The following is a 24220-nucleotide window of genomic DNA, read 5'->3' on the forward strand; positions in this document are numbered from 1 at the left end:
CCCCGCCTCCGGCGGGGCGGGTCGGGGCCCTATCAACCCCGGTTCTTCACTCCGGCGCTCAGTCGCTGCGCTCCTTCGCTCTGTCGCTCCAGAACCGGGGCGGGCCCCGACCGTGGTCATGTCACCGGGGTCGGTCATATCCGGGACGGGGACCCGCACCGAGAGGTCGAAGGTCTTGGGCGCGGGCGGGGACACGATGGTGAGGGGGGCCGACCCCACCAGGAACCTGCCCACCTCCTCCGGCGGCCGGACCGTCGCCGACAGACCGATCCGCTGCGCCGGGCGCTCGGTGAGCCGGTCCAGCCGGGCCAGCGACAGGGCCAGATGCGAGCCTCGCTTGGAGCCGGCGATGGCATGCACCTCGTCCACGATGACCGTGCGCACCTCACGCAGGGTTTCCCGGGCAGCGGAGGTGAGCATCAGGAACAGCGATTCCGGCGTGGTGATCAAGATATCGGGCGGGGTCCGCTGCAGCCGGCGGCGTTCGGGCGCGGTGGTATCTCCCGAACGGACCCCGACGCTGATCTCCGGCGCGGGCAGGCCGAGCCGGTGCGCGGTCTGGCGCACACCCACCAGCGGCGCCCGGAGATTTCTTTCCACGTCCACGGCGAGCGCCTTGAGCGGGGAGATGTAGAGCACCGACGTACCCGGGACCGGAGGATCGGCGGCGGCCAGCTGATCGATGGCCCACAGGAACGCCGACAGGGTCTTGCCCGACCCCGTCGGCGCGATGACCAGGGTGTGCTCACCGGCCGCGATCGCCTTCCAGGCACCGAGCTGGGCGGCCGTCGGCGCGGGGAAGGCACCGTCGAACCACTGCTGGGTGGCGGCGGAGAACTCGGTCACGGATCCCAGTGTGCACCCGGGCACCGACAGTCGTCCGGACCCGCCCTTTCCGCACCGGGCGGGTCCGGACGAGGTCAGGCGCTTGCGCCGTCGACCATATCCGGGTCGGCGAGCCCGGGGCCGGGGATTTCGGTGTCGGGAAGAACGGGGCCGGCGAGTTCGGCGAAGGGGAGTTCGCCCGAGTGAACATCGCCGATGAGTCCGGCCAGCCGGACCAGGTCCTCGGTGGTCAGTCCGCCGACCGGCCGGAATTCCCGGCTGAGTCGGCGGCGGAGGAATTCGGTACGGGATATACCCAAGCCACTGGCTTGCCGGTCGATCTCGTCGATCACTGCGCCGGGCACGGCACGGATCAGTATGTCTGTCATTCCTCGATCACCTCCTGCTGGCAGCGGGGCACGATAGGCCGGGAGCCGGTGGAATGGTGCGAGCCGACTACCGGTGACAGTCCGGAATTTCTATGCTGCGACGGTGCCTGGTGTTCGCAAACTCGACTTGATCTCCCACGGTGTCACCGAGGCGCTGCGCGGGGCTCGCTTCCCGGCCGACGAACCGCTGACCCCGGCGGGGCGCGCGGCGCTGACGGACCGGTCGGTCGAACCACCGGCGGGCGCGCGGATCCTCGCGGGCCCGGAACGGCGGACCAGAGAGACTGCCGAACTGCTCGGCCTGGACGCCGCACCACTATCGAGATTACGCGATCTCGACGCCGGGGCCTGGCACGGCGCCGAACTCGGCCTGCTGCCGCCGGAGCAGGTGGCGCGCTGGCTCACCGAGCCCGGGTACCGCGAACACGGGGGAGAGTCGATTCTGGACGTGCTGGAGCGCGTGCACGGGTGGCTGGACGAGCTCTCCGGAGAGCCGGGCGGGCATACGGTCGCGGTTACCCATCCGGCCGTGATCCGGGCCGTTCTGGTCCTGGCCCTGGATGCGGCGCCGGAGTCTTTCTGGCGGATCGATGTGGCGCCGGGTAGCCGGGTCCGGCTGCATCACCGCACCGCGTGGACGCTGCGGGTGGTGTGACCGGGCCCGACGACTATTGCGCGTTCAGCCCGACGGTGGTGCCGAAGGAGAGCGGGAAGTCGCGGAACGTCATGCTGGCCGGTACCGAGCCCGCCGGGACCCCGTACACGAGGTGGGTGCCCAGCGATTCACCCGGTTGCAGCGTCCGGGGCCCGGCCGCTGCCGCCGCTCGCTGGGCGGTGGCCGTCACGTCCGGACCGAACTTCCCGCCGGCCGTATCGCGCAGTTCCTGGCCCAGTGGCAGGTAGGTCTGGGGCTTGCCCGAGATATTGCGGACGGTGAAGCTGACCACGACGAACGCGCCCTCGGCGCGCTCGATACCGATCGTGGTCACGTCGGACTCGACATTCATCACGGCGAATTCGAAATTGCCGTCCCGGACCGGACCGCCGGGATCGGCCGCGGGGCTGTCTGCGCCGGTGAAGACCTGGATCGATCCGGCGCCTTCGACCAGTGCGGCCACACACCCGCCGATCAGTACCAGCGGCACGATCACGAGGACGATCAGCCAGAACAGCATCCGTCGCAGCAGGCTCTTGCGGCGCCGGGGTGGTTTCGCCCCACGGGTGCGGGGTGCGCGCCGGGCGGGCGGTGCTCCGGGCGGGGGCCCGGGTCGGCCGGGCGCGACAGCGGGTCCCGGGTAACCCGCGTTCGCCGGACCATGAGGCGTCGCGGGGTTGCCGTATCCGGGCCGGATCCCGGTCTCGAGCCGGGTGTAGGCGCGGGTCGCCGGATACCCGGCTGCCGGAGCGGCGGCGGCCGGGTATCCGCCCGCGGCCGGTGCATATTCGGTATGAGGCCGCGTGCCCGGGGGAGCCGAGGCGGCCTCGTAGCGCAGGGTGGCCGGGCGGACCGGCGCCCACGGGGTTTCGTAGCGGCGGGTGCCCGGGTGGTCCTCGAGTTCGTAGTGGCGCGTCCCGGGATGCTCCGCGGCCGCCCCGCCGGACGGGACGGGCACGGTCGCCGAACCTTCCAGGGCGTCCGTCGCGGCCCGCGCGAACTCCCCGGCGCTGGGGTACCGGTCGTCCGGTTCTTTGGCCAGTGCGCGGGCGATCACCCGGTCCAGTTCCGGCGGCACGCCCGGGACCAATGCGCGCACGCTCGGCGGGGTGGTCGTGAGATGGTCGTGCATCTGGCGGGCCGGATCGGTGTCGCCGAACGGCCGGATGCCCGCCAGGCATTCGTAGAGCACACAGCCCAGTGAATAGATGTCGGCGCGGGCGTCGGTGCTGCCGGTGAACCGTTCCGGGGCCATGTACGCCCAGGTCCCGACCGTCAGGCCCGACGCGGTCAAGGCGGTGGTGCCGGCGCCGTGCGCGATTCCGAAATCGATCAGGTACACGAAACCGTCGCGCCGGACGACGATATTGGACGGTTTCACGTCGCGGTGCACCAGCCCGGCCCGGTGCGCGGCGTCCAGGGCCGCGGCGGTCTGGCCGACTATGTCCACGGCGCGCGCGGGCGCCAGCGCACCGCCGTCGCGCAGTATGCGGCCCAGATCGTCGCCCTCGACGTACTCCATTTCGATGTACAGCCGGCCGTCCAGTGCGCCGTGCGCGTGGATCGGCACGATATGGCTGTCGTGCAGCCGGGCAGCGAGTTCGGCTTCGCGTTCGAACCGGCTCCGGTAGGTCTGGTCGGCGGCGAGTTCGGCGGGCAGCAGTTTCAGTGCGACGGGCCGGCCGGACGGTTCGGCGTGGGCGAGCCACACCTGGCCCATCCCGCCCTGGCCGAGCAACCGCTCGAGCCGGTAGCGGCCCAATCGCTGCCCGGTCATGCGCATCCTTCCGTGTCACCGCCGGTCCCGGGCTCGGCGGCGATCCGGGACCGTGGGACTGTACTCCGACCCTATCCGCGACCGGCGGTGCGGCACAGTGTGAGCTCACCGACCGGCGGCGCGGTGCCGCGATCGCGGTGTACCCGTGGGGGATCGGCCCGCGTGCCGGACCAGCGGCCGGGGTGCGCCGGGCCGTTGTGCGAAGGTGGCCGGATGGAGGCGATCGAGATCAACGCGGGCGCATGGTATCTGCGTGCCCTGCGGGCCGACGACCGGATCGACGACCGGCCCGCGCTGGCGTCGGGCGGGATCACCGATCCCGGCTATGTGGCGCGGCGCAGTGCCCAGTGGGGTGACGAATCCCATTTCTCCTGGGCAGTGTGCGAACCGACCACCGCGGAACTGGTGGCCGAGATCGGAGTGACCCCGCGGCCGGACGGGACTGCGCTGATCGACGGCTGGGCTCGGCCCGGCCACCAGGAAGCCCTGGGCGCCGGTGTGCGCGCCGTGCGCCGGTTCACCGAGGGTGCGCTGGGTTTGCGACCCGACCCGGACTGATCGGTTCGCGGCCTGTGCGCCGTGTCAGCCGAGGTCGGTCAGCACGCGGTCCAGGGCTTCCACCGCCGCGCCGAGTTCGTCGGGTTCCACAGTGAGCGGCGGCCGGAACCGGATGCCGCGCACCCCCGTGCCGATCATCAGCACCCGTTCCCGGGTGCGGAGTGTGTTCAGCACCGCGTCTCGGAACGCACTGTCGGACAGGGTGATCGCGCACATCAGTCCCCGGCCGCGCGGTTCGGTGACCGCCGGATGCCGGTCGGCGAGTTCCCGCAGCAGGGTGAGCAGCAGCCGGCCCTGTTCGGCGGCCCGTTCGATCAGCCCGTCGCGTTCGATCACCTCGAGAATCCGGGTGGTGCGCACCATATCGGTGAGGTTTCCACCCCAGGTGGAATTGAGCCGCGAGGACACCTCGAAGACATTGTCGCCGACCTCGTCCACCCGGCCGCCGGCCATGATCCCGCACACCTGGGTCTTCTTCCCGAAGGCCACCACGTCCGGCTCCAGTCCGAGTTGCTGGTAGGCCCAGGTGCTTCCGGTCATGCCGACTCCGGTCTGCACCTCGTCGACGATGAACAGCGCGTCGTTGGCACGGCACAGCCGCTGCATCGCCTGCAGGAACTCCGGCCGCATGTGCCGGTCGCCGCCTTCGCCCTGGATCGGCTCGGCGATGAAGCAGGCGATGCCGTTGGGCCGGTCGGCGAACGCGCGTTCGGCCTGTTCGAGAGCGCGCCCTTCCGCCTCGGCGATATCGATATCGACACCGAGGCAGGGTGTTTCGATCCGTGGCCAGTCGAACGCCGGGAAACGCTCGGTTTTCACGGGGTCGGTGTTGGTCAGCGAGAGGGTGTATCCCGTGCGGCCGTGGAAGGCGCCGGTCAAGTGGAGTACGCAGCACTCGTGTCCGGCACGTGTTGTGCGGCCGTGGATCTCGTTGTGCCGGCTCTTCCAGTCGAACGCGGTCTTGAGCGCGTTCTCCACCGCCACGGCGCCGCCGTCGATGAAGAACAGGTGCGGGAGGCGCGGATCGCCGAGTACCCGCACGAAGGTGTCCACGAAACGGGCCATTTCGACGGTGTAGATATCGGAGTTGCTCGGCTTGTTCAGTGCGGCCGTGGCCAATTCGGCCCGGAAGCCGGCGTCCGCGGCCAGCGCGGGATGGTTCATGCCGAGTGCGCTGGAGGCGAAGAAGCCGAACATGTCGAGGTAGTCGGTGCCGTCGCGCGCGTCGACCAGATGGCGTCCGCGGGAGGCCCGCAGGTCGAGTACCAGATCGAAACCGTCGGCGAGCATATTCGCCGACAGTGTCTCGAACACGCGCGAGGCGGGGATGCGGCCGTCCGCTCTGCCACCGTCGGTGCCGGAGTGTTCCAGTTCGATGGTCACACTCCGACGGTACGGGAGGTTGGTCCGACTTGTCAGGAAATATTTCTGACAAGTCCATAACTAAAGGGAGTTGTTACGGTATCGGCTACTTTTCGTAGAATGTCTGCAGGATTATGGTGCTGCGGGTTCGGACGTTGGCCGTTGCCCGGATCTGCTGCAGCAACTGTTCCAGATGTCGTGGTGAGGCCACCCGGACCAGCAGGATGTAGCTCTCGTCGCCGGCCACCGAATGGCAGGCCTCGATGCCGGGCATGTTCTGCAGTGCGGCCGGGGCATCGTCGGGCTGCGACGGGTCGAGAGGAGTGATCGCCACAAATGCCGACAGCAACTGCCCCAGCGCTTCGGGATCGACGTTCGCGGTGTAGCCACGGATCACGCCGCGCGCCTCGAGCCTGCGCACCCGTGACTGCACGGCGGATACCGAAAGGCTCGCCTTCTCGGCCAGATTGGACAGGGTCGCCCGCCCATCGGCCATCAGTTCCCGGATCAGCAGGCGATCGATCTCGTCCAGGGCCGGTTTTCCCGGTGTTTCCGCCATCAGCGAAGGCTAACGTAGCGGACACACCGCCGGAACTCAGTTGTGAACGTTCATTCTCCGGTCGTGGTATTCGCACAGCGTATTTCGTCCGGCCGAACCCGAGGAGTCCGCGATGACCGAGACCGTGACCGTCCGATATGCCGACCGGATCGCGGCGCTGCTGCGCGCGTTGGACATCGAGTATCCGCCGACCGGCGATATGGAGGTCGTGTGCCCGATCAACGGCGAGGTGCTGATCGGGCTGCGCCCGCACGGCCCCGCCGAGATAGACGCCGCGATCGCCGCCGCGGCCGCCGCCTTCGACTCCTGGCGCACCGTGCCGGCGCCGCGGCGCGCGGCCGTGGTGCGTGAACTCGCCACCCTGCTGCGCCGCCACCAGGACGAACTCGCCGAACTCGTCACCCTCGAGGTCGGCAAGATTCCGGCCGAGGCGCGCGGCGAGGTCCAGGAGATGATCGATATCTGTGAATTCGCCGTCGGCCTGTCCCGGCAGCTCTACGGGTACACGATGGCCTCGGAACGGCCGGGCCACCGGCTCATGGAGACCTGGCATCCGTTGGGTGTGGTAGGGGTGATCTCGGCCTTCAATTTCCCGGTCGCGGTCTGGGCCTGGAACACCGCGATCGCCCTCGTCTGCGGTGATCCGGTGGTGTGGAAGCCCTCGGACCGGACACCGCTGACCGCACTGGCCTGCCACGCGCTGCTGCGGCGCGCGGCCGCGGCGGCCGAGGCCGATCCGGAAATCCATCAGTTGATCCTGGGCCGGGCCGAGGCCGGGGCTCGGGTGGTCGACGACGAACGCGTCGCGCTCGTCAGCGCGACCGGTTCGGTGCCGATGGGTCGCACTGTCGCTCCGCGGGTGGCCGCCCGATTCGGGCGCTGCCTGCTCGAACTGGGCGGGAACAACGCCGCGGTGGTCGCCCCCTCGGCCGATCTGGATCTGGCGGTGCGCGGCATCGTCTTCGCGGCCGTCGGCACCGCCGGTCAGCGCTGCACCAGCCTGCGCCGGCTCATCGTGCACTCCCGGGTCGCCGACGAACTACTGGACCGCCTGGTGCGCGCCTACCGGCAGCTGCGGGTGGGCAATCCTCTCGACTCCGGGACTCAGGTGGGTCCGCTGCGCGGCCCCGACGCCTGGGTCGCGATGCGGGACGCCCTCGTGCGGGCGCGTGGCGAAGGCGGTGAACTGCTCTGTGGCGGCGACGCGGTGGAGCCCGACGGAGTGGGGCCCGGCGGTTACTACGCGGATCCGGCGATCGTCCGGATGCCCGCCCAGACCGAGGTGGTCCGTACCGAGACTTTCGCCCCGATCCTGTACGTGCTCACCTACGACGAGTTCGAGACGGCACTGACCCTGCACAACGGTGTGCCGCAGGGGCTGTCGTCGGCGATCTTCACCACCGACCAGCGGGAGGCCGAGCGTTTCCTCGCCGCCGACGGGTCGGACTGCGGTATCGCCAACGTCAACATCGGCACCTCCGGCGCCGAGATAGGCGGCGCTTTCGGCGGCGAGAAACATACCGGCGGCGGCCGCGAATCGGGTTCGGATGCCTGGAAGGCGTACATGCGGCGCGCGACCAACACGATCAACTACTCCAGTGAGCTGCCGCTGGCGCAGGGCATCCGCTTCGACTGACCTCAGGGCCCGGCCTGCGGCGCCGGAGGCGACGCGACAAGACACAGTTCGGCGAAGAATTCGGCCACCGCCCGCCGGCCGATCTCCATGCCGCGGGACAGGATCCCGGGGTCGGTTTCGACGCTGCTGATATCCGGTGATCCGGCGGGCGGATGGATCTGGGTCGCTGCGCCGCCCATACCGGCGATCACACCGTCCTCCAACGCCTGCTGGCCGGGTCGCAGCTTCCACGCCCGGTACGCGCCGGGGGCGAGGAACCGCATATAGGTGCCGCCGACGACATCGTGTAACCACGGCGCGGGTGGACGGCGCTCGTCGACGCGGCGGGTCCGCAGGATCAGCGCGTGCGTGGCCCCGGCCTGCAGCGCGCTGCGCACCGGCACCGTCTCCGCGAGGCCGCCGTCGAAATACCGGCGTCCACCGAGTTCCACCGGGGGACCGGCCAGCAGCGGTAGTCCGGAGGAGGCGCGCAGCGCGGTCTGCAGTGTCGCCTTGTCCACGATCTGCGGGTGCAGGTCCACCGGGGCGCCGGTGGCGATATCGGTGGCGATGGGATGGAAGGTGGTCTCGTTGGCCAGGATCGCCGGAAAATCCATCGGATGCAGACCGTCGTACACCTTGTGGACGAGGTAGTTCAGGTCGAACGCCGGTCGGCCGCGCAGCATCCGGGACGGATCGATGGCCCGGCGCATGATCGCCGCGTCGGTCCATGCCTTCACCCCGCGCCCGGCCCGTCCGCACAGCAGCCAGGCCGCGTTGATCGCGCCGGCCGAGGTGCCGTAGACGGCGTCGAAAACCCCCGTCAACCCGAGCTGCTCCAGCGCGTGCACCATCCCGCTGGAGTACACCCCGCGACTGCCGCCGCCCTCGATGACGAGAACCAGCCGATGGCTGTCGGATCGGCTACCAGATGCGAAACGGTCGCGGATCACCTCCGCGACCGTGGGCTGCAGTGCGCTCACCAGGTCACCATACGCCGGAGCGGGTGGCGACCATCGATCGCTCACCCGCTCCGGGTCAGTGTGCATCTACTGTTGGCTCACCGGTCGGTATGCGGTCGCATATACCTGTTCGCGGCACTCGCCGCGAACCGATCACTTGATCTCGGCGAGGACCGTGCCCTGGGTGATCGCGGCACCGGCCGCCACGCTCAGCCCGGTGACCACACCGGCCTTGTGCGCGTTGACGGGATTCTCCATCTTCATGGCCTCGAGCACCACGATCAGGTCGCCCGCTTCGACGGACTGGCCTTCCTCGACCGCGACCTTGACGACGGTGCCCTGCATCGGGGCGGTGACCGCGTCACCGGAGGCCGCGCCGCCGCCCGCACCGCCGCGTGTGCGCGGCTTCGGCTTCTTGCGGGTCCCGCCGGCCGCGGGCGCGCCCGAACCGACCGAGAACTGACCCGGCAGCGAGACCTCGACCCGGCGGCCGCCGACCTCGACCACGACCTTCTGGCGTGGCAGATCCTCGTCCTCTTCGGCGGGCCCGGCGCCACCGTCGAACGGTTCGACGGAGTTCTTCCACTCGGTTTCGATCCACTTGGTGTAGACGTCGAAGGATTCACCGTCGCCGATGAAGGCCGGATCCTCCACGATCGCCCGGTGGAACGGGATGACCGTGGCCAGGCCCTCCACGTGGAACTCGGCCAGCGCGCGCCGCGCCCGTTCCAGCGCCTGGGTCCGGTTCTCGCCGGTGACGATCAGCTTGGCCAGCATCGAGTCGAACTGGCCGCCGATGACGCTGCCCTGCACGACGCCGGAATCCACGCGTACACCCGGGCCGGTCGGCTCGGAGTACGCGGTGACGGGGCCGGGGGCGGGCAGGAAGCCGCGGCCCGCGTCCTCGCCGTTGATGCGGAACTCGAAGGAGTGGCCGCGCGGGGTCGGATCCTCGGTGAGTTCCAGCTGCTCGCCGTTGGCGATGCGGAACTGCTGACGCACCAGGTCGATCCCGGAGGTCTCCTCGGTGACCGGATGCTCGACCTGCAGGCGGGTGTTCACCTCGAGGAAGGACACGGTGTCGCCCTGCACCAGGTATTCCACCGTGCCGGCGCCGTAGTAACCGGCTTCCTTGCAGATGGCCTTGGCCGAGGCGTGGATGCGGGCCCGCTGATCATCGGTCAGGAAGGGGGCCGGAGCCTCCTCGACCAGCTTCTGGAAGCGGCGCTGCAGCGAGCAGTCGCGGGTGCCCGCGACGATCACGTTGCCGTGCTGATCGGCGATCACCTGTGCCTCGACGTGGCGGGCCTTGTCCAGGTACTGCTCGACGAAGCATTCGCCGCGACCGAAGGCGGCGACCGCTTCGCGGGTGGCCGACTCGAACAGTTCGGGGATCTCCTCGATCGTGTGCGCGACCTTCATCCCGCGGCCGCCGCCGCCGAACGCCGCCTTGATGGCGACCGGCACGCCGTACTGCTCGGCGAACTCGACGACCTCGTCGGCATTCTTGACCGGGTCTTTGGTGCCCGCCGCCATCGGCGCCTTGGCGCGCTCGGCGATATGGCGGGCGGTGACCTTGTCGCCCAGGTCGCGGATGGACTGCGGGGACGGTCCGATCCAGATCAGCCCGGCGTCGAGGACGGCCTGGGCGAAGTCGGCGTTCTCGGAGAGGAAGCCGTAACCCGGGTGGATGGCGTCGGCGCCGGACTTGGCGGCGGCGTCGAGGATCTTGTCGAAGACCAGGTACGACTCGGCCGAGGTCTGCCCGCCGAGGGCGAAGGCCTCATCGGCGAGTTTGACGAAGGGTGCGTCGGCATCGGGTTCTGCGTAAACCGCGACACTGCCGAGGCCGGCATCCTTGGCCGCCCGGATAACGCGCACGGCAATCTCGCCTCGGTTAGCTACGAGTACCTTCGAGATCCGCGCGCTGGCATGGCTGGGCACTGGGCCTCCTGTGTGCAATATCTGTGGTCGCTGTGCGGGATGGGCCGCGCCTCGGCTCCGCGCCCGCGGATCGGGGTCCGCTATCCGGGTCCGAAAGGGACCGGATCGCTTCGTGGGCTCCGCCTCCGTGGGTTCGGATCCGCTACGCGGGCTCCGCGCCCGTGGTCGACACTAACTGTCTCGGGGGGAGTGTAGGCAGTCTGCCAACAAAGCCTGAACCCGGATAGGGCTACCGGAGAGTAGGTCGCAGGTCACAAACGTCTCTACCTGCGCATGTGTAATGCACCCAACGTCCGGAACCCGGTGCGCCCGTACGTCCACCCCGCCTCTCGCCGCGGAGTCACCGGGCCCCCGAACCCACCGCCCCGACGCCGCTTCCCGTGGCGATCGGCATGCGTACCGAGTTGCCCCATTCGGTCCAGGAACCGTCGTAGTTGCGTACCGATTCCCGGCCGAGCAGGTATTCGAGCACGAACCAGGTATGGCTGGATCGTTCACCCACCGCGCTGTAGACCGTGACCGGTCCGGTTCCGGGCACCTCGCCGTAGATCGCGTCCAGCTCGGCCCGGCCGCGGAAGCGGCCGTCGGGGGCCAGCGCGTCGGTCCAGGGGATGTTCATCGCGGTGGGGATATGGCCGCCGCGCAAGACGGTGTCCGGACCCGTCGCGCCGGTGAACCCCGCGTATTCCTGCGGTGATCGCACGTCGATCAACGGGGTGCCGAGCTGGTCGAGCACATCCTCACGGAAGGCTCGGACCTTCGTATCGTCCCGGACCACCGCCGGGTACCGGCTCCGCGTCGGTTCCGGTGTCTCGAAGACGGTGTCGCGGGATTCGGCGATCCACACGTCGCGGCCGCCGTCGAGCAGGCGTACGTCGGCGTGACCGAACATGGTGAAAACCCACAGCGCGTGCGCGGCGTGGGAGTTACCGTCATTGCCGTACAGCACGACGGTGTCGTCGTGTTCGATGCCCTGGGAGCGCATGAGTTCGGTGAACCGCTCACCATCGATATAGTCACGGGTCACGGGGTCGTCGAGGTCGCTGCGCCAGTCGAGCTTGCTGGCACCGGGAACATGGCCTATGCCGTAGAGGAGGACGTCGGCATTACATTCGATGATCTTCAGACCGGACACGCCGAGGTTTGCCGACAACCATTCCGTGGTTACCAGACGGTGTGGGTGAGCATAGGAGACGAAGGCGGGATATGGGTCCGGGGCGACGGGCACGTTCGGGTTCCTTCACAGGAGGCGGGCAGTGCTGACGACAGGTTCGAGCCGCACTGTGGATAGTAAGTGTGACTTGACGTGAACTTGTTGCTGCGCACAAAGTCGGTGCAATGGGCGATTTAATCGCACATCAATCCGATAAAGTCTCCCCGAAGGAGGGGTGAGCTATGTCTGATTCTTGGCCGCGCCGGCGTCTGCTCGCGATCCTTCGCGGCGCTAGCGAGCCTCTCGACGCCCAGCAGCTGGCGCAGATCACCGGCCAGCATGTCACCACCGTGCGGTTCCATCTCGATATTCTCACCCGGGAATCGCTGGTGCGACAGTTCCAGCAGCCGCCGCGCGGGCGCGGGCGGCCCCGGATCGGCTACCGGGCGGTCCAGCGGACCATCGGATATCAGGACCTGGCTCAGGTGCTGGCCGATCAGCTGGGGCCCGACCCGCATCAGCAGGCCGCCGCCGGGCTGGCGGCCGGCCGGGCCTGGTGCGGCAAGCTCGACACCGCCGGAGACCCCGTCGAATCGGTGCGCGACGCCAAGGACCGCGTCGTATCGCTGATGTCGGAACTGGGGTTCGCCCCGGAACGCGACGGGCGCGACGCCGTCCGAGACCCCGAGGAGAGCGCGGTGGTCCGGCTGACGGCCTGTCCACTGCGTGATCTGGCTCGGACGCACACCGAAGTGGTGTGCGGTGTGCACCGCGGTCTGCTGGCCGAGCTGCTCGAGCGGTCGGGCGCCCACGGCAGAGTGGAGGCCGAACTGGTGCCGTTCGTGGCCGACGAGGTGTGCGAGGTGCGGCTGCGCCGCGTCCGTCCGCCCGGCGGGCAGAGCCGGGCCGAGGAGTCCGCTCCGGTCGATGGGGCGGTCACCGGGGCCCGCCGGCAACCCCAGCCCGGCCGGATCGACGCGGCCGCGGGGCAGGCGGCGCGGATGTCGCGGGTATCAGGTCAGACGGTGCCGCCGGGGAGCCAGCCGCCGACGTCGGGCTCGCCCGACGCGGAGCCGTTTCCGGCCGCTGCCGGGCCGCTGCCGCCGTCCGCGCGGCAGCAGGGTGGCCGGGTGTTCCGGGCCGCGCCGCCGCCGTCAGGTGTGGTCGGCCCACAGCCGGGCGACGCCGACACCCACTTCCTGGAGCAGTCGGCGCAGCAGTGGTAGGCCGATCCCGACCACACTGGACGGATCGCCGTCGATCCGGTCGACGAACCAGCCGCCCATGCCGTCGAGGGTGAACGCCCCCGCCACCCGCAGCGGTTCGCCGGTGGCGATGTAGGCGTGCAGCTCGTCGGGGTCCGGTTTACCGAAATGCACGGTGGTGGCGCTGCAGTCGATTGCTTCGGCGGTGACGACGCCCTCCTGTAGCCGGAGCACGCAGTGCCCGGTCACCAGGTCGGCGTGATTGCCGGCCATCGCCTCCCAGCGCGCCAGCGCCACTTCCGGGGTATGCGGTTTGCCCTGGAGCTCGCCGTCGATCAGCAGCATCGAATCGCAGCCGACGACGACGAGGTCGGCGTCGGGGCCAGGGGTTTCGCCGGCCAGTGCGGCGGCCACGCTCCGGGCTTTCGCCCGGGCCAGCTCGACGACTACGTCCCGCGGCCCGGTACCGGCGGGCAGGGCTGCCGCTACGGCATCCTCGTCCACATCCGATACCCGGACGACCGGATCGATACCGGCGGCGCGCAGCACCGATCGGCGGGCGGGCGACGCGGAGGCGAGGACCAGCCGGGTCACGTCAGGGATTCTCCTGGATCGGTGTCAGAAGCGCAGATGCGACAGTTGTGGATAGGAGTACGGCGAGAACGGGGAGGTGCCGCGGTGCAGCTGCGTGGGCCGGCCCCACAGATCCTGGGGGCCGGAATCGGCCGGTGCGGAGTTCGCACCCGCGGCGGCGGTGAACACGCACACCAGGGCGGCGATCTCAGCGTCGGTCGGCGCACCCTTTTCGATCACGAGAAAGGGCTGCTGCCCTCCGGCCGTCGCGGCGGCAGAACTCGCATCGCTTTCGCCGGTGATATCGGCGGCCGGGTCCCCGGTGGCGAGGTCCAGTTCGGCTGCGGCCAATACCTCTTCTTCTGCCACGATCGTCACAGTGCCAGATCCTCTCTCTTGCCTTGATCGGGCTCGCGTCGTGCGGTTGTGTCGACCCGATCTCGTCTCACCGATCGGTTACCCGCGATCAGTGTGCGGCCCACTGAGCGTATCGCTGGATCACAGCGGGATGTTGCCGTGTTTCTTGGGGGGCATGGTGACAATCTTGCGCTCCAGCAGCCGCAGCGCGGAGACGATCTGGCCGCGAGTGTGCGACGGAGGGATCACCGCGTCGACGTAACCGCGTTCGGCGGCCACGTAGGGATTGACCAAGGTGTCCTCGTACTCGTTCTGCAGTTCGAGCCGGAGTTTGTCCACGTCAGACCCGTCGCGCGCGGCTTCGGCCAGCTTCTTGCGGTACACGAACCCGACCGCGCCGGAAGCGCCCATCACGGCGATCTGGGCGGTGGGCCAGGCCAGGTTCACATCGGCGCCCATATGCTTCGAACCCATGACGTCGTAAGCGCCACCGTAGGCCTTGCGAGTAATGATGGTGATTTTTCCCACAGTGGCCTCGCCGTAGGCGTAGAGCAGCTTGGCGCCACGCCGGATGATGCCGTTGAACTCCTGGTCGGTGCCGGGCAGGAACCCGGGCACATCCACCAGCGTGATGATGGGGACGTTGAACGCGTCGCAGGTGCGCACGAACCGCGCGGCCTTCTCCGAGGCGTCGATATCGAGGCACCCGGCGAACTGGGTCGGCTGGTTGGCGACGATGCCGACGCTGCGTCCGTCGATCCGGCCGAAGCCCACGATGATGTTCATGGCCCGCTCGGCCTGGATCTCGAGGAATTCGTCGTCGTCGAGCAGCCGGCGGATGACCTCGTGCATGTCGTAGGGCTGGTTCGGCGAATCGGGGATCAGGGTGTCGAGCTCGAGATCCTCATCGGTCAGCGATTCCTCGATCGCCCCGGTGATCGGGTCCGAAGCCGGGAAGCGCGGCGCCTCGGCGCGATTGTTGCTCGGGAGGTAGGACAGCAGATCTTTGACGTAGTCGAGCGCGTCCTGCTCGCCGGAGGCCACATAGTGCGCCGAACCGGACTTCACCATGTGAGTGTGGGCGCCGCCCAACTCCTCCATGGTGACTTCCTCGCCGGTGACCGTCTTGATGACGTCGGGGCCGGTGATGAACATCTGGCTGGTCTGATCGACCATGACCACGAAGTCGGTGAGCGCGGGGGAGTACACGTGACCGCCCGCGGCCGCGCCCATGATCAGCGAGATCTGCGGGATGACACCCGAGGCCTGGATATTGCGGTGGAAGATCTCGCCGTAGAGGCCGAGCGAGACCACGCCCTCCTGGATGCGGGCGCCGGCGCCCTCGTTGATGCCGATCAGCGGCCGGCCGGTCTTCAGCGCCAAGTCCATGACCTTGACGATCTTCTCGCCGTACACCTCGCCCAGGCTGCCGCCGAACACGGTGACGTCCTGGCTGAAGATGCACACCTCGCGGTCGTCGATGGTGCCGTAACCGGTCACCACGCCGTCGCCCAGGGGACGCTGCTTCTCCAGGCCGAAGTTCACACTGCGATGCCGGGCGAGGGCGTCGAGCTCGACGAAGGAGCCGTCGTCGAGCAGGGCGAGAATGCGTTCCCGCGCCGTCATCTTGCCCTTGGCGTGCACCTTGTCGACTGCGGCCTCACCCATCGGATGCTTGGCTTCTTCCAGCCGATTCCGCAGATCAGCCAGTTTGCCGGAGGTGGTGTGGATATCGGGCGCACCTGCCGAATCCGGCGTGGGCTGCTGCTGGACACTCGTCATGAGTCGGAGTGTAACCAGAGGCCCATCCTCCTGTTAACCCACATCTGGCTACTCGTGAGTAGACCCTGGTGGAGAAAACCCCAGGTGGGTACGTCGCCGACGGCCTATATGTGTACCGCAAATCGCCCGTGGTGACCAGTCACAACAGTATCCGGACCGCCTTGGGGGCCGGTAGCCGGAATTAAATCGCTGTCCTCCTGCCGTGCTGAGCAATATCATTGCAGCAGGCCACTTTTGGAGCACACAGAGGGGAGGTGGCCTGATATGTGGCATTGGACAACTCGTACCGGCCAATTCCCGGAAGCGGTGGCATTCACCCGCCGGGTGACCGATCCGGAGCCGACCGTCACCGAATCGGCTCTCGAAACCGAAGAAACCGAAGCCGACGAGGCCGGGTCCCCGGACCGCGACGCCACGTCGTGCGCCGTCCGGCCCATCGGATACGACCTCGCGGGTTAGGGCCGGCGCCGACTGCGGCGGTCGCCGCACCCAGCGTGCGGCGACCGCCACACCGGCCCAGTAACCTGCCCTGGTGCAGAGGCCACCGTTGGACATCGAACACCTGCGGCGAGCGCTGACCGGAACCCCGGAGCTGGCGTTCTTCACCGGGATCGACGTCGTCGAATCGACCGGATCCACCAATGCCGACCTGATCGCCCGCGCCACGGATCCCGAGACCGACCGCGTGGTCCTCGTCGCCGAATCGCAGGAGGCCGGCCGCGGCCGCCTCGCCCGCGCCTGGGCGAGCCCACCGCGTGCCCAGATCGCGCTGTCGCTGCTGATCCGGCCGCACGGCCTGGACCCGGCGACCCTCGGCTGGATACCCCTGCTCACCGGGATCGCCGCGGTGGACGCGCTCCGGTCGACCGCCGCCGTCCCCGCCGCCCTGAAATGGCCCAACGACGTCCTGATCGAAGGCCGCAAGATAGCGGGGATCCTCGCCGAAGTCGCCGGCGGCGCGCCGCGCCCGGCGGTCGTGGTGGGGATCGGGATGAACGTGAGCCTCACCGCCGACGAACTGCCGGTCCCGCACGCCACCTCGCTCACGCTGTCCGGCGCCACCGACACCGACCGCACCACACTGGTCCTCGCGCTGCTCACCGAATTCGCCCGCCGCTACACCCGATGGCGCGATTCGGGCTGGGACAGCGGCCCGCTCGCGGACGCCTACCGGGAACGCTGTGCGACGCTCGGGTCACGGGTGCGGGCCGAACTGCCGGGCGGTGGGGTGCTGACGGGTATCGCCGACGATATCGATCCGGCCGGCCGGCTGCTCATCGACGGCCGGGCGGTCGCCGCAGGGGATGTGACGCACCTGCGGCCAGGGGAGTGAGGTTATCCCTGGGCGCCCAGTTGCCGAGGTGAGCGCGCCCGTTCGCAAGGCCCCGCGTCCCGAGCATCGCCCGCCCCGCCACGGCCGCGGACAACCTGTTCGAGGGCTGAGGATCGCCCGTTCAGTGGAAGACGAGGCCCCTGAACTCGGTGCGGGTCATGCAACGGTCCGCGGCGGGAAACCACGCGGGTGACCGGTGCGGCTGAGCAGTTGGTCGGCCAGCCGTGGCCCCTCCGCGCGTTAACGCGGCGTGGACTGCCGCGCCCTGGTCACGAGTTCGTATGCGACGCAACTACCGGAGTCGAGTTCTGCGAGACACCACAAAGGGTTGAGGCCCGTCCCGGCGTTCAGCCCTCGAAAGCGCATGAGGCGAAGCCTCGAGTCTCGAGGGCTGAACGTCGGGACCAAGGGGGCCTCAACCCCGCGACGCCGCAGGCGGCGCCAATAAACACAGACCTTCCCGAGCAAGCCCACCTCAAACCTTCGTGGCGGGCTCACTCCCTAGCCTTCTTGGGCAACCCCGCCGTCGGGGCACCCCCCACCGTCGGTGGGCTGCCCGGTCGTCTTCCCGGGCTGCTCGACCTCACTGTGGTGGGCAACCTGCTCAGTTTCCCGGTTACCTCGGCCTCATGATGGTGGGCTGCCCGCTCAGTTTCCCGGGCAGCCCGACCTCATCGTCGTCGTGGGCTGCCCGCTCGTCGTCCCGGGTAGCTCGACCCCATCGTGGTGGGCTGCTCGCGTGTCTTCGCGGGCTGCTCGACCTCATCGTCGTCGTGGGCAACCCGCATACTTTCCCGGGCTGCTCCACCCATCGTGGTGGGCTGCTCGCTGGTCTTCGCGGGCTGCTCGACCTCATCGTCGTCGTGGGCTGCCCGCTCACCTTCCCGGGCAGCCCGACCCCATTTGTCGTGGGCTGCCCACTCGTCCTTCTCGGCACCCCCACCCCGAACCTCGGCGGTCGCGCCTGTCACGTTCGCGGTCGGCACGCGCCCGGCGCGTTCCGGGCCGCGCCCTCAGACCGGCTGGGAGATCTTTTCGCGGCGTGCCGCTTCGCGGGCGAGCAGCCGATCGCGCTGTTCTTCGAACTTCACGACATCGGCGGAGAGTTTGTCGAGGTAGGCCGCCAGATGTTCGCGGCAACGTTCGCCTTCGGGGCCGAAATCGTTGCGGTCGAAGATATTCCATTTCTTCAGCACCGGTTCCACCACTTCTTCGAGGTGCTGGCGCAGATCGTAGATGCCGTGTTTGGCCATGAGCGCCCCGTTGCGGCGGAAGTTGGGCATGGCGGCGCCGGGCATCTGGAAGGCCGCCAGCACGCGGGTGATGGCGTTGACGGCCTGGTCGGGGACGAGGTCGAGGGCCTCGCCGCAGAGGGTGCGGTAGAAGATCATGTGCAGGTTCTCGTCGGTGGCGATGCGCTGCAGCATCCGGTCGGCGACGGGGTCGTTGCAGACCTTGCCGGTGTTGCGGTGCGAGACGCGGGTGGCCAGCTCCTGGAATGTCACGTAGGCGACATTGTCGAGGAAACCGCCCCATTCCTGCGGGGAGCGCACGCCGTTGGTCATGTGGATCATGCGGTCCCGTTCCAGCGCGACCGGGTCGATGCCGCGGGTCACCACCAGGTAGTCGCGGATCGCGATGCCGTGGCGGTTCTCCTCGGCGGTCCAGCGTCCGACCCAGACTCCCCAGGCGCCGTCCTGGGAGAAGTTCTCGGCGATCTCGCGGTGGTAGGAGGGCAGGTTGTCCTCGGTGAGCAGGTTGGTGATCATGGCGGCTTTGGCGACTTCGCTGAGCTTGGATTGCTCGGGGTCCCAGTCCTGTCCGCCCATCGCGGCGAAATTGCGGCCTTCGTCCCAGGGCACGTAGTCGTGCGGATGCCATTCCTTTGCCATCGAAAGGTGGCGGTTCAGATTCTCAGCGGCCGCCGGCTCGAGTTCGGTGAGTATTTCGAGCTGGGTGAGTTGCCTGGTCACACGCTTCTCCGATCGTATTGCGGGCGATCCCGCTCCTCGGGCGATAGCGCGCCGGAACAAGCGGGCGTACATGGGCTTCGCAGAACTTCGGTGCAGCGATCGCGGCGGTTGTGCACGCAGCCGCGATATACGAACCGTCTACGCACGGACCGGAATCGGCCCGGTGCGATGTGGTCGCTCGGGCATTGTGGCATCTTTCCGGGGTAGTGTGCGCGCATGGGTTATCCGGAGGATGCGCTGGCGCCCGACGAAGAGTTGATCCTGCATACCCACCCGCATTGGAAAATGCTGTTCTGGCCCATCGTTACGTTGATCGTGGCGACCGCGCTGGCCGGGTTCCTGGGCGGTCTGGTGTGGCGGACCACCGATCAGACGATGCGGTCGGTGCTCCTGTTGGTGGTGTTGGTCGTCTGGCTGTTGATCCTGGCGTGGCGCAGCGTGTCGCCGATCGTGAGCTGGAAGTCGACCCATTTCATCGTCACCGACCGCCGCGTGCTGGTTCGCGAGGGTGTGATGACCCACAGCGGGATCGATATCCCGATGAGCCGTATCTCGAGCGTCCAGTTCCGGCACGGGCTGGTCGATCGGATGTTCGGGACCGGCGAACTGATCATCGGCTCCTCGTCCGAGGAACCCTTGGAGTACAGCGATATCCCGGACGTGGAGCAGGTCCACGCCCTGCTCTACCACCAGGTATTCGAAGCTTCGCCCCGTTACGGGGGCCTCTGAGCGCGCTGCCGGGGCGGTGCGCGGGCGTGAGGTCGCAGGCGCCGGCGCGCCGGACCGTAATCTTGTCGGCATGACCGCCGTATTGCTGGGCGAAGACGATGAGGCCATTGCGGCGCCGCTTTCCCGGGCGCTGGGCCGCGAGGGATATTCGGTGACCGTGGAGAGCTTCGGTCCCGCGGTGTTGGACCGTGCGCTGGAAGGACACCATGATCTGCTGATCCTCGATCTCGGGTTGCCGGGAATGGACGGGCTGGAGGTGTGCCGCCAGGTGCGGGCCCGCGGCGCCGAGATGGCCGTGCTGATGCTCACCGCCCGCACCGACGAAGTCGATTTCGTGGTCGGCCTGGACGCCGGGGCCGACGACTACGTCGGAAAACCGTTCCGGCTGGCCGAACTGCTGGCCCGGGTTCGTGCCCTGCTGCGGCGCAGCGGGATCGGCGACGACATCGTGGAGGTCGGCGGGATCCGGCTGGAGCCGGCGGCGCGGCGGGTGCTGGTGAACGGGGTGGAAGTCGGCCTGGCGAACAAGGAGTACGAGCTGCTCAAGGTGCTGATCGACCGGGCGGGTCAGGTGGTGTCGCGGGAGACGATCCTGCGGGAGGTGTGGGGTGACGCGGAACTGCGCGGCTCCAAGACCCTCGATATGCACATGTCGTGGTTACGCCGCAAGATCGGCGACGAGGGCCCGATGGCCGAACGCCGGATCGTCACCGTGCGCGGTGTCGGTTTCCGGTTGAACACCGACTGACGTGCGGCGCCGGATCCTGCGGTCGATGCTGACCGTGCTGATGCTGACCACAGTGGTGCTCGGGGTGCCGCTCACCTACACGGCGTGGCTGTGGGTCGAGGACATCACCCGCAACGATCTGCGCAGCCGGCTGGAACTGATCTCCGCGGAGGTCATCCGGCAGGAACACGGCAGCGGGGTGGTGCAGGGCGGTTTGGACCTGCACACGGTGCAACCGCTGGTTCCGGAGGGCGGCCGGCTCACGGTCGTGTATCCGGCGCCGCGGGACAGTGCCGTGAAGGTGGAGGTGGGGTCCGAGGATGTGCACGACCCGCTCGTGGAATCGCTGTCGATGGGCACCGATGTATCGCTGCGCCTGGAGGTGCCCGCCACCCCGATGAAGGCCCGGCAGCGGCAAGCTGTGGCGGGGGTGGCGCTGGCCGTGGCGATCTCCCTGGGCGCGGCGATCACCGTCGCCATCCTGACGGCTCGGCGGGTCGCCGACCCGATCCGCGATGTGGCCGCGCGGGCCGCCCGGCTGGCGATGGGCGATTTCCGGCCCGACCCGCGCCGCCACGGAATCGCTGAACTGGACCGAGTGTCCGATGTGCTCGATTCGGCGACCGTCGAGATCGCCGGCCGGTTGCAGCGGGAGCACGCGCTGGTGGCCGATGTCTCACATCAGCTGCGCAGTCGGTTGACCGCGGTCCGGCTCCGGCTGGACGAACTGTCCGCGCACACCGATCCGGCGGTCGTCCACGAGGCGGAGGAGGCCATGGCCCAGGTCGACCGGCTGACCGAGGCCATCGACGATCTGGTGCGGGCCTCGCGCGACGAGGACGCCACCGATCGCGATCCGGTACCGGTGATGGACGAGTTGCGCGGCATCGTCACCGAGTGGATGCATCCGTTCCGGGAGGCCGGTCGCGTCCTGTACCTGACCGGCGACGAATCGTTGCGTGCCCCGATGTCCGGTTCGCGGTTGCGCGAGGCGGTGACGGTACTGGTCGACAATGCCCTGATGCACGGGGGCGGGACCTGCACGGTCTCGGTCCGCACCGTGCGGCCGGGCCAGGATCGGGAGCCGCTGGTGTGTGTGCAGGTGGCCGACGAAGGGGAGGGCGTCAGCGACGATCTGGCACCGCATATCTTCGACCGCGGATTCTCCGGCGCCGGGTCCACCGGTGTCGGGCTGGCCCTGGCGCGCGCCCTGATCGAGGCCGACGGGGGCAGGCTGGAGCTGCAACGACGCCGTCCGGCGCTGTTCGCGGTGTTCCTCGGGAAACCGCTGTCGTCGCGGGTGGAGAACCGGGTGGTGGGCGAGCCGCGATGAGCGGGCGTACGGCCGGATCACCCGGCGCGCGACCTCAGCGTTCGAGCGGTCGCCGGTGGTGTTCTTCCTCCACGTACTCTTCGATCTTCTCGAGCATCTGGTCGACCTCGTCGGGGAAGACCCAGCGCCGCATCGCCCAGTACCGGAAGGCCATCTGCAGCAGGTTGCCGATGATGAAGGCGCTGATGAAGTCGGCGATGTTCTCCACCATGAAGCTGACCGTGGGCTGATGCAGCTGGAAGGCGTAACGGGAGAGGTAGAGCGGGGCCATGCTGAGCAACACGCCCACCCCGCTGACCGCGAAGAACAGCAGAGCTTCGTGGTGGCGTTCCCGGCCGCCGCGGTTCTTGAACGACCATTCCCGGTTCAGGATGTAGGACGCGATCACCGCGATCACCCCGGAGATGATCTTCGCGGTGACCGGTTTCTGTTCGAGAACGGTCCACTTCAGCATGTAGAAGATGCCGCTGTCGATCACGAACGTGGTCGCTCCGACAATGGCGAACTTGATGAGCTCGCGTTGACGGAAGGCGATCTCCTGAAGGGGCCGCGGGAGGACGCGAACCACGTCGTCGACGATTGACACAAGACCGGAGCATACCGCCAGCTGCCGTTCTCGCAGGACGTGACAGTATTGACCGACGTGAACGGACGTAGTTTCGACCCTGCCGCGATGCCCACCGTCGCAATGATCGGCGGCGGCCAGCTGGCGCGGATGACGCATCAGGCCGCTATCGAGCTCGGCCAGCGGCTCCGGGTGCTCGCCGAACGACCGGATGACCCGGCGGCCCAGGTCAGTCCCGATGTGGTGATCGGCAACCATTCCGACCTCGGCGCGTTGCGCCGCGCCGCGACCGGTGCGCACGCGCTGACCTTCGATCACGAGCATGTGCCCACCGAACATCTGGAGGCGCTGGTCGCGGAGGGGGTGAACGTGCTCCCGCCGCCGCAGGCGCTGCGCTACGCGCAGGACAAATTGGCCATGCGCACCGAACTGTCCGCGCGCGGGCTACCGGTGCCCGCGTTCACCGTGGTCGAGTCGGAGGCCGCGGCCGTGCGGTTCGGCGAGGAACACGGCTGGCCGATCGTGCTCAAGGCGATCCGCGGCGGGTACGACGGTCGCGGTGTGTGGATGCCCGCCGACGCCGAGGAGGCCGCGAAGATCGCCGCCGAGCAGCTCGGGGCGGGAGTGGAGCTGCTGGCCGAGGTCCGGGTCGCGCTGCGGCGCGAGTTGTCGGCGATGGTGGCCCGCTCCCCGTACGGTCAGGCCGCGACCTGGCCGGTGGTGGAGACGGTGCAGCGGCACGGTCAGTGCGCCGTGGTGATCGCCCCGGCGCCCGATCTCTCCGAGGAGCTGGCCGCCGAAGCCGAGCAGCTCGCGCTGCGGCTCGCGGCCGATCTGGGCGTGGTCGGGGCGATGGCCGTGGAACTGTTCGAGACGACCGACGGCACGCTGCTGATCAACGAGTTGGCGATGCGCCCGCACAACTCCGGGCACTGGGGGATGGACGGCGCGCGCACCGGACAGTTCGAACAGCATCTGCGTGCGGTGCTCGACTATCCGCTCGGCGATACCAGCCCGCTCGCCCCGGTCACGGTGATGGCGAATATCCTCGGTGCGCCCGAGGCGCCCGCCATGTCGATGGACGAGCGGTTGCACCACATGTTCGCCCGTATGCCCGACGCCAAGGTGCACCTGTACGGCAAGGGCGAACGACCGGACCGCAAGATCGGGCACGTGAACGTGCTCGGCGACGAGGTGGCCGAGGTGCGGGAACGAGCCGAGCGCGCGGCGCACTGGATGTCGCACGCGGTATGGACCGATGGATGGGATCCGCATGAGTGACGTGGTGGAAGGCAGTGTTCCGGGCTCCCCGGCGGTCGGGGTGGTCATGGGCAGTGATTCCGACTGGCCCACCATGGAGGCCGCCGCCGAGGCGCTGGCCGAGTTCGGCATCCGGTTCGAGGTCGGTGTGGTCTCCGCGCATCGCACTCCGCAGCGCATGCTCGATTACGCCCGTGACGCCGCCGGGCGCGGTCTGCGGGTGCTCATCGCGGGTGCGGGCGGCGCGGCCCATCTGCCCGGCATGGTCGCCTCGGCGACCGCGCTGCCGGTGATCGGCGTGCCGGTGCCGCTGAAGTATCTCGACGGGATGGATTCGCTGCTCTCGATCGTTCAGATGCCCGCCGGAGTTCCGGTGGCGACCGTCTCCATCGGCGGCGCCCGCAACGCCGGCCTGCTGGCCGCCCGCATCCTCGGCGCCCACGATCCCGCGCTGCGCGTCCGTATGGAGCAGTTCCAGGCAGGCCTGGAGACGATGGTGCTGGAGAAGGACGCGGCGCTGCGCACGCGGTTGCTGGGCTGAACCGGAGTCCGCCCGGCGCGACGGTGCCCGGGTGGTCACACTC

General features: G+C 68.9%; 24 protein-coding genes and 1 pseudogene. 11 read left to right on the forward strand and 14 right to left on the reverse strand.

Annotation, left to right across the window (positions count from 1 at the left end):
* Window positions 1–855 (reverse strand): annotated as a pseudogene (locus tag OG804_RS32430) (DEAD/DEAH box helicase); the annotation flags it as partial.
* A gap of 65 nt (window positions 856–920) precedes the next feature.
* Window positions 921–1214: a type II toxin-antitoxin system VapB family antitoxin gene (gene vapB, locus OG804_RS26910; RefSeq protein WP_328391147.1), complete on the reverse strand. Its 294-nt coding sequence runs from the start codon at window positions 1212–1214 to the stop codon at window positions 921–923.
* A gap of 103 nt (window positions 1215–1317) precedes the next feature.
* Between vapB and OG804_RS26915 the strand changes: the two genes are divergently transcribed.
* On the forward strand, window positions 1318–1869 hold the full coding sequence (locus OG804_RS26915; protein WP_328391149.1) for a histidine phosphatase family protein: 552 nt from the start codon (window positions 1318–1320) through the stop codon (window positions 1867–1869).
* A gap of 13 nt (window positions 1870–1882) precedes the next feature.
* Here OG804_RS26915 and OG804_RS26920 read toward each other — a convergent pair whose 3' ends face one another.
* Window positions 1883–3646, reverse strand: a complete 1764-nt coding sequence (locus OG804_RS26920; protein ID WP_328391151.1) for a serine/threonine-protein kinase — start codon at window positions 3644–3646, stop codon at window positions 1883–1885.
* A gap of 213 nt (window positions 3647–3859) precedes the next feature.
* Here OG804_RS26920 and OG804_RS26925 point away from each other — a divergent pair, with 213 nt between their 5' ends.
* Entirely contained in the window at window positions 3860–4204 is a 345-nt protein-coding gene (locus OG804_RS26925) for a hypothetical protein (protein WP_328391153.1), read from the forward strand.
* 24 nt (window positions 4205–4228) lie between these two features.
* On the opposite strand, the gene lat is transcribed toward OG804_RS26925, so the two are convergent.
* Together lat and OG804_RS26935 are read right to left on the reverse strand one after the other, a co-directional pair.
* Window positions 4229–5587 carry an L-lysine 6-transaminase gene (lat, locus tag OG804_RS26930; protein ID WP_328391155.1) on the reverse strand — a complete coding sequence of 453 codons (1359 nt, stop codon included), beginning with the start codon at window positions 5585–5587 and terminating at the stop codon, window positions 4229–4231.
* Between the two features lie 85 nt (window positions 5588–5672).
* Window positions 5673–6125 (reverse strand): Lrp/AsnC family transcriptional regulator, encoded by a 453-nt coding sequence (locus OG804_RS26935; RefSeq protein WP_328391156.1) that lies wholly within the window; start codon window positions 6123–6125, stop codon window positions 5673–5675.
* 112 nt (window positions 6126–6237) lie between these two features.
* Between OG804_RS26935 and amaB the strand changes: the two genes are divergently transcribed.
* On the forward strand, window positions 6238–7761 hold the full coding sequence (gene amaB, locus OG804_RS26940) for an L-piperidine-6-carboxylate dehydrogenase (RefSeq protein ID WP_328391158.1): 1524 nt from the start codon (window positions 6238–6240) through the stop codon (window positions 7759–7761).
* 2 nt (window positions 7762–7763) lie between these two features.
* Here the strand turns inward: amaB and OG804_RS26945 are convergent, their stop codons facing one another.
* The 3 genes from OG804_RS26945 to OG804_RS26955 form a co-directional block, all read right to left on the reverse strand.
* Entirely contained in the window at window positions 7764–8723 is a 960-nt protein-coding gene (locus OG804_RS26945) for a patatin-like phospholipase family protein (RefSeq protein ID WP_328391160.1), read from the reverse strand.
* 132 nt (window positions 8724–8855) lie between these two features.
* A complete protein-coding gene (locus tag OG804_RS26950; protein WP_328391162.1) occupies window positions 8856–10646 on the reverse strand; it encodes an acetyl/propionyl/methylcrotonyl-CoA carboxylase subunit alpha in 1791 nt (596 codons plus the stop codon).
* 340 nt (window positions 10647–10986) lie between these two features.
* Window positions 10987–11874 (reverse strand): sulfurtransferase, encoded by an 888-nt coding sequence (locus OG804_RS26955; RefSeq protein ID WP_328391164.1) that lies wholly within the window; start codon window positions 11872–11874, stop codon window positions 10987–10989.
* A gap of 167 nt (window positions 11875–12041) precedes the next feature.
* Between OG804_RS26955 and OG804_RS26960 the strand changes: the two genes are divergently transcribed.
* Window positions 12042–13025: a helix-turn-helix transcriptional regulator gene (locus OG804_RS26960; RefSeq protein WP_328391166.1), complete on the forward strand. Its 984-nt coding sequence runs from the start codon at window positions 12042–12044 to the stop codon at window positions 13023–13025.
* Here OG804_RS26960 and OG804_RS26965 read toward each other — a convergent pair.
* The 3 genes from OG804_RS26965 to OG804_RS26975 all read right to left on the reverse strand — a co-directional run bounded on the left by OG804_RS26965 (window position 12954) and on the right by OG804_RS26975 (window position 15716).
* Window positions 12954–13598 (reverse strand): Maf family protein, encoded by a 645-nt coding sequence (locus tag OG804_RS26965; RefSeq protein ID WP_328391168.1) that lies wholly within the window; start codon window positions 13596–13598, stop codon window positions 12954–12956. The two genes, OG804_RS26960 and OG804_RS26965, sit on opposite strands and share 72 nt — an antisense overlap.
* A 24-nt stretch (window positions 13599–13622) precedes the next feature.
* Window positions 13623–13955 carry an acyl-CoA carboxylase subunit epsilon gene (locus OG804_RS26970; protein ID WP_328391170.1) on the reverse strand — a complete coding sequence of 111 codons (333 nt, stop codon included), beginning with the start codon at window positions 13953–13955 and terminating at the stop codon, window positions 13623–13625.
* Between the two features lie 120 nt (window positions 13956–14075).
* On the reverse strand, window positions 14076–15716 hold the full coding sequence (locus OG804_RS26975; protein ID WP_328391172.1) for an acyl-CoA carboxylase subunit beta: 1641 nt from the start codon (window positions 15714–15716) through the stop codon (window positions 14076–14078).
* Between the two features lie 264 nt (window positions 15717–15980).
* Here OG804_RS26975 and OG804_RS26980 point away from each other — a divergent pair, with 264 nt between their 5' ends.
* Window positions 15981–16175, forward strand: a complete 195-nt coding sequence (locus OG804_RS26980) for a hypothetical protein (protein WP_328391174.1) — start codon at window positions 15981–15983, stop codon at window positions 16173–16175.
* Between the two features lie 73 nt (window positions 16176–16248).
* Entirely contained in the window at window positions 16249–17049 is an 801-nt protein-coding gene (locus OG804_RS26985) for a biotin--[acetyl-CoA-carboxylase] ligase (protein ID WP_328391176.1), read from the forward strand.
* A gap of 671 nt (window positions 17050–17720) precedes the next feature.
* On the opposite strand, the gene OG804_RS26990 is transcribed toward OG804_RS26985, so the two are convergent.
* Window positions 17721–18035 carry a hypothetical protein gene (locus OG804_RS26990; RefSeq protein WP_328391178.1) on the reverse strand — a complete coding sequence of 105 codons (315 nt, stop codon included), beginning with the start codon at window positions 18033–18035 and terminating at the stop codon, window positions 17721–17723.
* Window positions 18036–18062: 27 nt separating this feature from the next.
* Complete coding sequence (locus OG804_RS26995) at window positions 18063–19022, reverse strand: acyl-ACP desaturase (protein WP_328391180.1); 960 nt, start codon at window positions 19020–19022, stop codon at window positions 18063–18065.
* 216 nt (window positions 19023–19238) lie between these two features.
* Between OG804_RS26995 and OG804_RS27000 the strand changes: the two genes are divergently transcribed.
* From OG804_RS27000 to OG804_RS27010, 3 genes are all read left to right on the forward strand, one after another.
* Window positions 19239–19751, forward strand: coding sequence for a PH domain-containing protein (locus OG804_RS27000; protein WP_328391181.1), 513 nt, complete (start codon window positions 19239–19241; stop codon window positions 19749–19751).
* 70 nt (window positions 19752–19821) lie between these two features.
* Complete coding sequence (locus OG804_RS27005; RefSeq protein ID WP_328391182.1) at window positions 19822–20499, forward strand: response regulator transcription factor; 678 nt, start codon at window positions 19822–19824, stop codon at window positions 20497–20499.
* Between the two features lies 1 nt (window position 20500).
* On the forward strand, window positions 20501–21811 hold the full coding sequence (locus tag OG804_RS27010) for a sensor histidine kinase (RefSeq protein WP_328391184.1): 1311 nt from the start codon (window positions 20501–20503) through the stop codon (window positions 21809–21811).
* 34 nt (window positions 21812–21845) lie between these two features.
* Here the strand turns inward: OG804_RS27010 and OG804_RS27015 are convergent, their stop codons facing one another.
* Window positions 21846–22397 carry a GtrA family protein gene (locus OG804_RS27015; protein ID WP_442941643.1) on the reverse strand — a complete coding sequence of 184 codons (552 nt, stop codon included), beginning with the start codon at window positions 22395–22397 and terminating at the stop codon, window positions 21846–21848.
* Between the two features lie 87 nt (window positions 22398–22484).
* Here OG804_RS27015 and OG804_RS27020 point away from each other — a divergent pair, with 87 nt between their 5' ends.
* Together OG804_RS27020 and purE are read left to right on the forward strand one after the other, a co-directional pair.
* Complete coding sequence (locus tag OG804_RS27020; protein ID WP_328391186.1) at window positions 22485–23657, forward strand: 5-(carboxyamino)imidazole ribonucleotide synthase; 1173 nt, start codon at window positions 22485–22487, stop codon at window positions 23655–23657.
* Window positions 23650–24177, forward strand: coding sequence for a 5-(carboxyamino)imidazole ribonucleotide mutase (purE, locus tag OG804_RS27025; RefSeq protein ID WP_328391188.1), 528 nt, complete (start codon window positions 23650–23652; stop codon window positions 24175–24177). Before OG804_RS27020 ends, purE begins: the two co-directional genes overlap by 8 nt.
* Window positions 24178–24220: the final 43 nt, after the last annotated feature.

Origin of the sequence: Nocardia sp. NBC_00416 (assembly GCF_036032445.1) — a bacterium.
Classification (GTDB): domain Bacteria; phylum Actinomycetota; class Actinomycetes; order Mycobacteriales; family Mycobacteriaceae; genus Nocardia.